The sequence below is a fragment of the Candidatus Hinthialibacter antarcticus genome (assembly GCA_030765645.1).
Classification (GTDB): Bacteria; Hinthialibacterota; Hinthialibacteria; order Hinthialibacterales; family Hinthialibacteraceae; genus Hinthialibacter; species Hinthialibacter antarcticus.
The window spans coordinates 1-12,493 of the sequence record JAVCCE010000001.1; the positions used below are offsets into that span (position 1 = coordinate 1).

Consider the following 12,493-nt stretch of genomic DNA (forward strand, 5'->3'; position numbering starts at 1 on the left):
ATGGATGGTCATCATTTTGATTACGAAAACGTATCCCGGCGCATCACAAATTGACAAACCAAATCAGGCATGGGTGCAACTCTGGGAGCGCCTGTGCATAAGGGACCGAAAGCCCGCACTAAAGCGAGCAGAGCATGTACCCATGCCACATGCAGCGAAATCTCAATTCAATTTATAAAAAAAATATCCAATTTACGGAAGAACCTCATTTTTATTATTTTGATTCTTCGTTCTGGACTCTTTTCACCATTTCCATTAGGTTTAAGACATCTTAACCTTAGGAAAAACCATGAAAACACTTCGCTTTGCTCTCGCCTTTTTGGTCAGTCTGTTCGTCATCGGTTGCGCGACGGCGCCTGTAACGCAAGCGCCGCGCGATCACGCTGGATACGTCTCGTTGTTTGACGGCTCCGGCCTGCAGCATTGGGACATCGTCGGCAGCCCGGCAGGCTGGACGGTCTTCGACAACGGCGTCCTGCACAGCGACGGCGGAAAAGGCGGCGATTGGATCCGCTCGAAAAAAGAATACAGCGATTTTATTCTGGAACTGGATTACAACATCTCCCAGGGCGGCAACAGCGGCGTCTTCATTCGCTGCGCGAAAACCGGGCGCTCATCCATGACCGGGATGGAATGCCAAATCTCTAACGAAAACCGCGACGACCTGCATTGCACCGCCGCGCTTTATCGCTACGTGGCGCCCAACCCGCGCCCTGACGAAACGCCGAATGTCTGGCATCATTATAAAATTTCGTGCATTGGCAAACACATCACCGTCGAGGTCGACGGACAAGTTTGCACCGACGTTTTTCTGGATGACGTCGAAGCCATCAAAGATAAGCCATTGCGCGGGTACATCGGCCTGCAAGATTCACACACCGGCCCTGGCAAATGGGTCAAGTTCCGAAACATTCGAATTCAAGAAGTTTAAGTCGCCGCTTGTCTTATTCGCTCTCGAATTCCAACTGTTTTTGTTTCTCGTCGCCCCAGAGGTAAGGCGTGATTTTTTGCAGATTGGGAGCAGAGCCAAGATAAGTGAAGATGACGCCCAGCGCGCCTGATGCGACCATCCCGTAACAGGCGCGTATGTATTTATACGCTTTGAATCCCTCGCCGCCCGGCTCCATGCCGTGGCTGAACGGCGTAATCAACGCAGGGAACTTCATCGAAAGCGCAATCAGAATGATCCCGCCGACTAAGGTCGCCATAGCGCCGAGCGCGTTGTAGCGTTTCCAGGTGAAGCCCATCAAAATCGCCATCACCATCGGCGGCGTTACCGCAGCGGTAAACGCCGCGTGAGCGTCATAAAGACTATTAAACGAATTAAACAATGGAACCAGACATATTCCGACGATGGCCGCCGCGACCGAAACATATCGAGCGCACGATAAATAGAAGCGGTCATCCCGGTTTTTCCAAAGATAGGGTTTGGCGATGTCATTGGTGAACACCACCGCGACGCCGTTGATTAAGGTATCCGCCGTCGACATTAATGCCGCCGTCAACGCCGCAATGATGAGACCGAACATTCCTGGAATTTGTGCAAATCGGCTGACCGCGTCTGACACGATAACGAAAACGTTTTCCTGGTTCGCGGGATCGTCTAATAATGGAAGGGAGCCTTGTTCATACAGTGCGCGGCCTATCCAACCAGCGCTGCAAACGGTTACGGCGGCAAGCGGCATCATAACCAACAAAATTACAATCATGGCTTTGCGTCCATCTTTCACGCTTCTTGCCGAAAGAAACCGAAGAATGATTCCTTGGTTCATAAACCAAAACGCGGCGGAATTGGCCATGCCGTCCTGCCAGAACACGCCTGCGGTGTTGAACCCGGCAGGCTCGGTCAATGGCATAAACGCGCGGCGTTGCTCGGCGGGCCATGCTTGCCAAAATGCGCTGAAGCCTCCACACATATCGATGCCGATTAACAGAATCGCGAACCCGGCGACCAACAACAGAACGCCCTGCGCCAGGTCGGTCATGATGACGGCGGTTTGTCCGCCAGCGGTTACATAAATCGCCGCAATCACGGCGACCACGACAACAATTGTCATCAAGTCCCATTGCAGAATGGGTTGCAGCGCGACGCCGATGGTCAAGAAGTTGTAGCCGATATAACCAATCATATAGACCAGAATAATGAATATCGCCGCCATCCGGCATCCGCTGCCGAAGCGCTTATCAAAATATTCGGGGACGGAAGCAACGCGGGAATAATAAATAACAGGCAGCCAGCCGAACATCCATAAAAAGAGCCACGGCCAATCATTCATGTAACTATGGGTTGCCGCAAATCCGTTCTCAAACGCCCGGTTGGAATATTTCACAAAACTGTAAGACCCCACCAGGGTTGCGATGCAACTCATGGCAATCAGCCACCACGAAAACCGCTGCCCGGCATAAAAAAAGTCTTTTGTGGTTTTTGTATATTTGCCGAAGTAACTTCCAAAAAGGAGAATCGCAAACAAGTAGATGGCGATAATGGCTAAATCTAATTCTGACCCCAATGAAGGCATAATAGAAATTTCCTTTTTATTTGGCGCTTAGCAGAAACTGGAACGACCCCTGGATCATGACATGCATCAGCACAGCGCTGATAACCAACACGATCCATTTGCGGCCTTCTGGAGATGAAGGGACGAGTGCTCCAGACCGGACCGCGCCCCAATAACCGGCGATCAAAACGATGCCGCCGCCGATGAATTGATACAGGAAAGGAAGAAGGGCTTCCATTTTGATGACTCTCCCCAAGAGAATTATTTTTCGAAAACGTAATTAAATTTATGCCGTCCAGATATTGTACGAAAAAAATAACGCTATTTTTAGGCTTCGCGCCGCATTGTGGATTTTCAGCCGCATCTCTACGCGACAAGCGGTTAATGTTCGTGTTAAAATAATCAACGACGCTTTACATCATTCATCAAACCAAGGAAACCTAAAATGTCAAAACTCACCATCGTTGCGAACATCACAGCCAACTCCGACAAAATCGACGGGGTCAAAGCCGAGTTAGAAAAACTGATCCCGACCACACGGGCCGAAGAAGGCTGCATTCAGTATGATCTTCATCAGGACAATGAAAACCCGGCCCACTTTCTGTTCTTTGAAAACTGGGAATCCCGCGAACTCTGGCAGGTCCACATGAATACCCCTCATCTGGCGGCGTTTTTGAAAGCAACTGAAGGCGCCATCGCTGATCTCACAATCAACGAAATGACTCAAATTGGCTGAACATTTCGCAAGCCGCGGCCCAATCGAGTCTATTACGAGGTACCCAAACGGTCAAAGAATACCATGAAACCAACGAACCGAATTCTCATTACGTTTTTCCTACTCTTCACGCCGATGTTCTCAAGCGCGGGCGACTATTTTCAGATCAAAGTCGTCGATCAAGAAACGGGGCGCGGAGTCCCGTTGATCGAAGTTAAGACCGTCAATGAGGTTCCATACTTCACCGACAGCAACGGCATCGTTGCGTTTAACGAACCCGGCCTGATGGACCAAGATGTGTTTTTTCATGTTTCAGGCCACGGGTATTCCTACCCCAAAGACGGCTTCGGCTATAGCGGACTGCGGTTGCACCCCACCGCCGGAGGCGAGGCGGTCATTAAAGTGAAGCGCGAAAACATCGCCGAGCGCCTTTACCGCATCACCGGGCAAGGCATCTACAGCGACAGCATAAAAACCGGCGCGCCCGTTCCTCTCGAACAGCCAGCCCTCAACAGCAAAGTTGTCGGGCAAGACTCGACCTTGGCGGCAATCTATAACGATAAGATATATTGGTTTTGGGGCGACACATCGCGGGCGGCGTATCCCCTCGGCAATTTCCGCACGACGGGCGCAACGTCGCGGCTTCCGAGCAATGGCGGACTCTCGCCTGAAGTCGGCGTCAATCTCAACTACTTTGAATCCGCAAGCGGTTTCACCCAAGAGATGTTTCCTGAGTTTAAAGAAAATTTGATTTGGATCGACGGTCTCCTAACCATCAATGACCATTCCGGCAAAGAACGCTTGATCTGCCACTACAGTCGCCTGGAAAGCATATCAAAACTGCTGGAGCACGGCCTCGCCGTATTTGACGACGACCGGGAAGCGTTCATCAAAATAAAAGAATTCAAACTTGATGAAACATGGCAGGCGCCGCGCTATCATCCCATTCGCGTCAAAGAAGACGGAGCGGACTATTTTTATTTTCCGGGTTGGTTCACCATGACGCGGGTGAAAGCAAATTACGGTTCGCTATTGGACGCATCACAATATGAAGCCTATACCTGCCTGGAGCCGGGCGCGTCTTATGACGGCGAAAATTCGCGCATCATCACAAAAGACAGCAAACCGCAATACGCATGGCGAAAAGCCGAGCCAACTGCAGGCTGGCATGAGAAAGAATGGGCCGATGCAGGCTTACTAAAGATTGACGACGCTCATTTTTTGCCCGTTGATATCAACAGCGGCGCCCCGGTTGGCATTCACGGCAGTTCAGTAAAATGGAACCCGTATCGAAAAAAGTGGGTACTGATCGGCGTGCAACAATTCGGGACATCCGTACTCGGCGAAGTGTGGTATTCTGAAGCCGACCATCCCACCGGGCCTTGGCGCAAGGCGGTCAAGATCGTCACTCACAACAACTATACGTTTTACAATCCCGTCCATCATGCGTTTTTCGATGAGCAAGACGGGCGTTTCATCTATTTTGAAGGAACCTATACCAAAACCTTCTCAGGCAACGACGTCGCCACCCCGCGCTATGACTATAACCAGATCATGTATCGCCTCGACCTAGACCGGGCCGATTTGAACCAAGCAAAACGCTAGGTTCTCGACGCAAAAACTAGAAACCTGTTGCACAAACAGTGCGTTTGTGGTATTCATCATAGGAGAGTAAAATTTATTCGATTTATTTTTGAACGACTCGTTCGCATTGGGGACTGAAGCAATGAGCATTTATGCTGACAAATACCGCAAATTCGTCGGGAAATACTGCGAAATCACCTGGGTAGAAACGACCGAAGAGTTAAAACCCGGCCAGCACAAACCCGAAAAGCACAAAGAAACCATCACAACCCGGGGAAAAGTAGAAGGACTCTACGAACCCAAGTTTGGGCGCGACTATCTCGACGTCTGTGATGACCGGGGCATCTACTTAGACTCAATCAAAGCCATTCACGAACTCGAAGCCGAAGAGTCAACCGTTTGACCTTCCGTTACGCTAGCGCCTTCACATTCATCATCTGACCACAAGCCGCCGTCACGCATAAAATTCTTGGATTTTCGTGATGACGTAATCTTTCATCTCGTCCGTCAATTCGGGGTATATGGGCAACGCAATGGTATACGCTGCGGCGTGTTCACTGTTGGGAAACGCGCCCGCTTGATAACCCAGATACTTGAAGCATTCCTGCTGATGAAACGCCGCCGGATAATAGACCTCGTTGCCGATATCATTCTCAGACAAGAAAGCCCTCAATTCATCTCTGCGTCCAGGCAGGCGGAGAACGTATTGATTATAAATATGGTATTCACGCTGATATGCGATTTGAGGTTTTTTGACCGTATCTACAGCCAAATTCACATCGTAGTATTCCGCGTTCTTCTGGCGCATTGCGTGCCACGAGTCCAGATGTGGAAGTTTGACTAACAACACCGCCGCCTGAATCGGGTCTAACCGGAAGTTACCGCCCACCATTGAATGGTAATACTTCGGGCTTGCGCCGTGATTGCGCAACTTCGCGATTTTTTCCGCCAAGGCGGCGTCGCTGGTCACCACCATGCCGCCGTCGCCGATCCCGCCCAAATTTTTACTGGGGAAGAACGAGAAGCACCCGACCGTTCCCATGGCCCCGGCTTTCGTCACGCCAGTTTGGGAAGGATAGCGCGCCCCAATCGCCTGCGCCGCGTCTTCAACAATAGCAAGCCCATAGTGGTTCGCGATTTCGATGATGGGGCCCATGTCCGCGCATTGTCCATAAAGATGAACGGGAATGATCGCCTTGACGGAACCAATTTCTTCTTGTGAAGCCGAAGCGAACCACGCCTTCAATGCTTGCGGGCAAATGTTGTAGGTATCCGGGTCAATGTCAATAAAAACCGGGGTCGCGCCCAGTCGCGTAACCACTCCAGCGGTCGCAAAAAATGAGTACGGCGTGGTGATAACGCGGCAGCCCGGGCCAACATCTAACGCCATCAGCGCGACCAACAGCGCATCGGTCCCCGATGAGACGCCGATACCGTGCTTGGCCCCCACATAGGCGGCAACTTCTTGCTCGAGTTCTTCTATCTTAGGCCCCATGATGTAGCGCGTTGAGTCAACCACTTCCAATACAGCGTCCTTGACGTCTTGCTCAATGGTTTTAAGTTGCGCGTTCAAATCTAGTAGGGGCACTTTCATGTTGGTTCTCCGGTTTTTGGTGCGTATCGTCAAAAATTTTTATGCAAGAATACGCATAGACGGCGTCTGTTCTTTGATTTTCTTACGATAGGGTTTGATTGAAATGCATTCAATGACTTCATTCAGATTTTGCTAATTTTTCCATAGCGGTCTGGCGTCACACAACGCCTACCGACAAAAAAAGGGGCTTCGCAGCCCCTTTGATTGGTTCGTTCAATAAACAAGCGTTTATTCAAACTGAATTAGATTCACATATTCTTCGATGGTTCCGTCTTGCAAACAACATTCGATCACCTTGCGGCCCATCGGGTGCAAGTCTTTCTCATCGAGATACGGCGTCAATTCACGCTTAAAGAATTCTCTTAGAATTTTTGCGCCGCCGTCATAGCCTTCGAGTTTAACTTCCGGCTGGGTTTCAACTTGAAGGAACCAGTGAGAAATCTGCGTCCCTTCAATCTGCATCGAGTTGAGCGTGTAGCCTAACAACGGGCATCGCGCCGGAATCAATTGGTCAGGACGGAACTTGGCGCCGCCTCGACGCGCCATGTATTCACGCGCCAGCCATTGCGCCATAAAGCCGACTTTCCAGGCGCCGACGTGTTGGTTGGGCGAGATGGTGTAGCGCGTATCGGGCGTGTTGAGAATCTGCTCGAGTAACAGATTGGCCTGATCGACGCGGCGCCCGGTGGCGAACGGCCAATAGGAACCAACGCCCTCGCTGGTCATGCCTTCGCTGTCGGTAATGCTGGGGTTCGAGAACCCGCGCGGCGCCACCATGCGCCACAACCACGCCAACGAGGGCGGCATGTAATGAAGCAAGCCAAAGATTCCGTACGATGGCTTATCAATCGTGCACGGCGGGGTGCGGATTCCAAAACTGCGCACGTCTACCTCGACTGGTTCATCCACAACCTTGGGGATCAACCGCCTCGGCAAAATCACACGCGGGTTCGGACACGGCTTGCCCGGCTCGTCTTCCGTGTGTTCCCATATCAGGCATGTGGCGCCGGGGACGCCCTGGATATTCAAAAAGATGATCGGCTCTTTGGGGTGAATGGTCAGCGTCTCATAGTCGGGGTCGGTGCCGTAATGTTCGATGTGGTTGATGCGCAAAAACCAGGCGGCTTCTGCGTCGGTGACCACCAACTTGCGCTTGTCTTGTTGCAAGGTCGGGTGGCAGAGCGCCATGTCGTCAGTGACGGGGCGCAATTCGCAGGTCTGCCCCATCGCCAGATGGCGGCGTTCGCCATGCACCACATTCTCGCCGAGCAACAAGCGCCCGTCCGGCTCGCGGTGTACGTGCTCAAGCATCTCACTCTTACCGCCGCCGCTGGCGCCTTCGTGCATGATGGTGACAACATTGTCGTAGGGCGTTATCACCTGAACGCTGGAACCGTGCGCGGTCAACCAGCCTTCGGATTCGCCGATCGAAAGCAGGATTCCATACACGCCTTTTTTCGCGCTGGGGCCGGGGTAGAGGTTTAACGCAAATATCTCATGGATGCCTTCGCTGCGGTTGTGTACAACCACCTGCTTGCCGTCGCAATGGGTGTGACGAAACGGCGGGGCCAAATAAATAATCGCGCGGGGATTAAAATCGTCCGGGATGTCGTCGCGGGGAATCATGCCCTGCAAATCAGCCAGCGCCGCCGCAAAAAACGCCGCATTCACCGGCGCAATTAATAGCGCATCATACCCAAGTTCGCTGCCGCCCGCGCAGAAGGGCAACACCATCAACTCTTGATGGCCCAACCAAGCCAAGACCTCGTTTTTCAATTCAGGAAACGGCTGGTCAAAGCGTTCGGAGTAGCGCGTTTTGTCGGAAGGATCGTCATCGGCGACCACCATGCAATCGGGGTCGCGGCGCCGCATATAGGCTTCGGTATAATTCACGGCCAGCCCGTTTTTGCATCGCACCACCTGGGCTTCGAGCACGCGATCTTTGCCCGCGACATCATAGACGACGTCATAAATTTCTTTTTGGCCGCCCATCGCCAGTTCAATTAGAGATTCCCGGCTCGAAGGCAACAATACCGCAGGCGCTTTTTCCAATACGGCCTTTAAGTCGTCAGAAACTGCAATGCGCTCCAGCGCATCCAATGATTTCACTGCCACAATAAGTTCTCCTGTCGTTTAACCAGACTCATTCACATTATTAACGCCCTGCACTGCGCACAAAATCCTAGCGTGCTGACGGCAAGGCGACGAAACCGGTTCAATAAGCGATGATGAAATTGTAAGTATGGGCCCGAACCAGACTTGGAGGTATACAGTATAATTCTATTTAAATTTCTGAGTAGTTTTTGAGAATTCGCCTCTGATTATATTACAGTTTGAGCGCCGCTTTGCATTGGGCCGCAGTCACGCCGCGCAGAAACACCGTCTTATTGCGCGCGGTTTCGCCGCGAACAATCTCGATGTTGCTTTTTGATATCTTAAGCGTTTTTGCGAGCAGTTGAATGAGTTCCTGGTTCGCCTGTCCATCGACGGGCGCCGCCTGCAGGGCGATTTTCACTTCGCTTCCAATCACGCCCTGCACTTTCGACTGAGAAGACCGGGGCGCAACCCGGACACTTAAAACCACTCCATCGGGCTGTTCATGTAAGTAAGCTGGACTCATAAGCCTGCTCCACTAAATCTTGCCGTCCCGGCAAGAGGATTGGCAAGGCTTCGATGACCATTTCTTTGATATGCGCCCCGCGATTTTGCGCGAGCACCTTGCGCCCGAATTCACGCAAACCGACCAATTTGACCGACCGGACAATCTCTTTAACAATGGGGATGGCGTAGGGCGCCATCGAAAAACGCTCAATGCCCAACGCAAGCAACACTAAGACGCAAATCGGGTCGCTGGCCATCTCGCCGCAGACTTCGACCGGAATCTGTTCCTCATCGCCCGCTTCGGCCACCATGGCGATCATGCGCAACACCGCCGGATGCAACGGCTCATACAAACGCGAAATTTTTTCGTTGCCGCGGTCAACCGCCAGCGTGTATTGTATCAAGTCATTGGTGCCGATGCTGAAAAATTTAAGAATCCTGGCTAGTTCACGCGACACCATCACCGCCGAGGGCACCTCGATCATGCAGCCGACCGGGATGTCTTCATCAAAGGGGACCCCTTCGGCGCGCATCTCGTCTTTGACGGCGTCCATCACCTCATTGGCCGCCGTCAGTTCGCCGATGCCGGAAATAAGCGGATACATCACTCGCAAATTCTTGTGGACGCTGGCCCGCAAAATAGCGCGCAATTGCGTACGGAACAGCTCGCGGTTCTCCAATGAAAAACGAATCGCGCGGCACCCCAGATACGGGTTCAACTCGTTCGGTGTATTGAGCGAATGGGCGAATTTGTCGCCGCCGATGTCAAGCGTACGAATCACCACCGGATGCGGCGCCAGAGTTTCGGCGACCTGCAAATAATTTTCGTACTGCTCTTCTTCCGTCGGGATGGTGACCCGGTTCAGGAAGAGATATTCCGTACGGAACAAGCCGACGCCCATCGCGCCGTATTTATCAATCGTCTCAACTTCAGACGCGAATTCAATATTGGCGGCCAGATCAATCACGTGACCGTCCAGCGTGACCGGCGGCAAGTTTCTGATGCCCAATAAACTCGACTGGCGCACCCTGAACTGGTCTTGGCGAACATGAAAGGCTTTCAGGTCGTCTTCGTTGGGCGAGATGATAATTTTACCGGCGCCGCCGTCGACAATAATCAAGTCATTCTCTTGAACAAAGCGGGTGATGTCGGGCACGCCCACCACAGCGGGAATCTCAAGCGCCCGCGCAAGAATGGTGGTATGCGAGGTCTTGCCGCCGGCTTCGGTGACAAAACCCAGCACTGTCTCGGAGCGCATCGACGCCGTGTCGGACGGCGCCAGCTCTTTGGCGACAATGACGGATTCTTCGCTGATATCTTCGAGCGACTGGGTGGTAACGCCGCGCAGATTGTTCATCACCCGGCGGCAAATGTCTTCGACGTCTTTGAAGCGCTCGCGAAACAAATCGGGCAAATCAGCGTAGCGCAGTTCTGATTCTCTCACGACGCATGACAACGCATATTCGGCGCCATAACGGTTTTCACGAATGAGTTCTTTCACGCGGTCGACCAACATGCGGTCATTGAGCAGCATGACGTGCATCGACAGAACTTCAATCAGAGATTTATCTTCTCCCCGCTCTTGCACCCGTTGCCCAAGCGCTTCGATCTGACTGCGGGTTTTGTTGAGCGCGGCCTCGAACCGTTGCACTTCGTTCTCGACGTTAGACGCATGTACGACAGATTCGCCCACGTCTAAACTAGAGACCTGGAAGAGACGAACATGACCAATCGCGACGCCGGATGAGACGCCGAGACCAGTGAGTTCAGTCCTCTCCGAACTTTTCGAGAATGAGTTTTTCAATCGCCTGAACCGCTTCCTCTGCGTCCGGCCCTTCGGCGCGAACTTGGATTTGGCTGCCTTGTTCCGCTGCGAGCGTCAACACGCCCATGATGCTTTTTGCGTCGGCGTCGATTCCATCTTTTTCAATGGTGACTTCACAGTCTAACCGCGTAATGGATTGAACCAGCAACATGGCCGGACGGGCGTGCAGCCCCAACACGTTCAAAATGGTAAATGAGCCTTCGCTGTAGTTGGGTTTATTCATCTAATTAACGCCCTTCCACCTTGCTCATAATCTTGATGAGCCGTTCGTCAAACTCACGCGCCATGTGCACGCCGGATTGTTTTAATTTCATGTCCAAGACGGCGACTTCGACGATGGTGCCGATGTTGCGCCCCGGCTTGATCGGCAAGTGATAGATGGGAATCTCAATGCCGAGAATTTTGGTGGCACGGTCTTCGATGCCAAGACGCTCATAATCTTTTTTTGCGTCCCATCCCTCTAAATTGACCACCATGTCGATCTGTTTTTGATGGCGGACCGCGCGGGGGCCGTACATGCGGCTGACGTCGATGATGCCGATGCCGCGAATTTCCATGTGAAACGGCACTGGCGCCTTGCCGCTGCCAACCAGATGCGACAAATGGGCGGTACGAATCAACACCAGATCATCAGCAACGAAGGTGTGCCCCTTGGACAGCAGCTCGAGGGCGCACTCGCTTTTGCCAATCGAACTCGGCCCGATAATCAACACGCCCAGGTTGAATATATCCATCATCACGCCGCGTTTGACCACATAGGGGCTGAGTTCCAGGTTGAGGTGGTCCCACAAGCGTTTGATAAAGCTGGTCGAATGATGACTTGAAAGCAGCAGCGTCACTTTATGGCGCGCCGCGAGTTGCACAATTTCGTCCGTTGCGGCGACATCATTGGTGACCACCACGCAGGGCGGATGCGAAGCGAAAATGCGCTCGAGATGGGCCGACAATTTCGCTTTATCGGCGCTATTCTCGATGTAGGTCATTTCGCCCGAGCCGAGAATCTGCACGCGTTCCGGCTGCCATTTATCGAAAAAGCCAGAGAGTTCCAACGCAGGCCGATTGAGTTCCGCCCGGATAATGACCCGGTCGAGGCCTTCTTCGCCTCCCGCCACCTTGAGATCAAGGTCGTGAAACTCTAACAAGCGACGCACCGAAATCGGTTTCGGCGTCATTACGCGTTCTGAAGTCATGACGGTCCTTATGATTGGTTTTCGTTCACTTTAAATAGTACGCTATAGAGTCCGTCTGCGTCTTCAGATTTCATCAATTCTTCACGCACGGCGGCTTTGCTTAAAAAGCGCGTCAATAGCGACATCACCTTCAAGTGTTGACCGGGCGCGGTGCGCGGCGCCAGGATCAAAAAGAAAACATAAACCGGTTCGCGGTCGAGCGCATCAAAGTCGATGCCTTCTTTCGAGACGCCGCAAGCGATATAGATCTCTTTGACTTCGGCGCATTTGGCGTGTGGAAGCGCGACGCCGTGACCGATGCCGGTGCTGCCCACTTCTTCGCGCTCGATCAGCGCTTCATAAATCGCGTCGCGATGAGAAAGCCGCTTCACCGACACGAGTAGTTCAACCAGTTCAGATAGCACCTCGTCTTTGGTTTTACTTTGCAAAGGCGCTTTGATGCAGTGAGGCGAGATTAGGTCCATCAAATTCATATAACACCACCC

At 52.4% G+C, this 12,493-nt stretch carries 13 protein-coding genes; 4 read left to right on the forward strand and 9 right to left on the reverse strand.

Annotated features, from left to right (window positions below; translation table 11 throughout):
* Window positions 1-289: 289 nt before the first annotated feature.
* Window positions 290-931: a DUF1080 domain-containing protein gene (locus tag P9L94_00005; GenBank protein MDP8242430.1), complete on the forward strand. Its 642-nt coding sequence runs from the start codon at window positions 290-292 to the stop codon at window positions 929-931.
* 13 nt (window positions 932-944) lie between these two features.
* Here the strand turns inward: P9L94_00005 and P9L94_00010 are convergent, their stop codons facing one another.
* On the reverse strand, window positions 945-2,519 hold the full coding sequence (locus P9L94_00010) for a sodium:solute symporter family protein (GenBank protein ID MDP8242431.1): 1,575 nt from the start codon (window positions 2,517-2,519) through the stop codon (window positions 945-947).
* 16 nt (window positions 2,520-2,535) lie between these two features.
* The gene (locus P9L94_00015; GenBank protein MDP8242432.1) at window positions 2,536-2,736 is read right to left on the reverse strand and encodes a hypothetical protein; all 201 of its coding nucleotides are present in this window, start codon (window positions 2,734-2,736) and stop codon (window positions 2,536-2,538) included.
* A 207-nt stretch (window positions 2,737-2,943) separates the two neighbouring features.
* Here P9L94_00015 and P9L94_00020 point away from each other — a divergent pair, with 207 nt between their 5' ends.
* From P9L94_00020 to P9L94_00030, 3 genes are all read left to right on the forward strand, one after another.
* Window positions 2,944-3,234, forward strand: coding sequence for a putative quinol monooxygenase (locus tag P9L94_00020; protein ID MDP8242433.1), 291 nt, complete (start codon window positions 2,944-2,946; stop codon window positions 3,232-3,234).
* A gap of 63 nt (window positions 3,235-3,297) precedes the next feature.
* Window positions 3,298-4,818 carry a hypothetical protein gene (locus P9L94_00025; protein MDP8242434.1) on the forward strand — a complete coding sequence of 507 codons (1,521 nt, stop codon included), beginning with the start codon at window positions 3,298-3,300 and terminating at the stop codon, window positions 4,816-4,818.
* Between the two features lie 121 nt (window positions 4,819-4,939).
* Complete coding sequence (locus P9L94_00030) at window positions 4,940-5,200, forward strand: hypothetical protein (GenBank protein ID MDP8242435.1); 261 nt, start codon at window positions 4,940-4,942, stop codon at window positions 5,198-5,200.
* 51 nt (window positions 5,201-5,251) lie between these two features.
* Here the strand turns inward: P9L94_00030 and P9L94_00035 are convergent, their stop codons facing one another.
* The 7 genes from P9L94_00035 to P9L94_00065 form a co-directional block, all read right to left on the reverse strand.
* Complete coding sequence (locus P9L94_00035) at window positions 5,252-6,391, reverse strand: DegT/DnrJ/EryC1/StrS family aminotransferase (GenBank protein ID MDP8242436.1); 1,140 nt, start codon at window positions 6,389-6,391, stop codon at window positions 5,252-5,254.
* Window positions 6,392-6,619: 228 nt separating this feature from the next.
* The gene (locus tag P9L94_00040; GenBank protein MDP8242437.1) at window positions 6,620-8,506 is read right to left on the reverse strand and encodes a DUF4914 family protein; all 1,887 of its coding nucleotides are present in this window, start codon (window positions 8,504-8,506) and stop codon (window positions 6,620-6,622) included.
* A 211-nt stretch (window positions 8,507-8,717) separates the two neighbouring features.
* Window positions 8,718-9,011: a DUF167 domain-containing protein gene (locus P9L94_00045; protein ID MDP8242438.1), complete on the reverse strand. Its 294-nt coding sequence runs from the start codon at window positions 9,009-9,011 to the stop codon at window positions 8,718-8,720.
* Window positions 8,989-10,797, reverse strand: a complete 1,809-nt coding sequence (gene ptsP, locus P9L94_00050; protein ID MDP8242439.1) for a phosphoenolpyruvate--protein phosphotransferase — start codon at window positions 10,795-10,797, stop codon at window positions 8,989-8,991. The genes P9L94_00045 and ptsP overlap by 23 nt, the downstream gene beginning before the upstream one ends.
* On the reverse strand, window positions 10,760-11,041 hold the full coding sequence (locus P9L94_00055; protein MDP8242440.1) for an HPr family phosphocarrier protein: 282 nt from the start codon (window positions 11,039-11,041) through the stop codon (window positions 10,760-10,762). The genes ptsP and P9L94_00055 overlap by 38 nt, the downstream gene beginning before the upstream one ends.
* 4 nt (window positions 11,042-11,045) lie before the next feature.
* Window positions 11,046-12,008, reverse strand: a complete 963-nt coding sequence (hprK, locus tag P9L94_00060; GenBank protein ID MDP8242441.1) for an HPr(Ser) kinase/phosphatase — start codon at window positions 12,006-12,008, stop codon at window positions 11,046-11,048.
* Between the two features lie 8 nt (window positions 12,009-12,016).
* Window positions 12,017-12,481 (reverse strand): PTS sugar transporter subunit IIA, encoded by a 465-nt coding sequence (locus P9L94_00065; protein ID MDP8242442.1) that lies wholly within the window; start codon window positions 12,479-12,481, stop codon window positions 12,017-12,019.
* Window positions 12,482-12,493 lie beyond the last annotated feature (12 nt).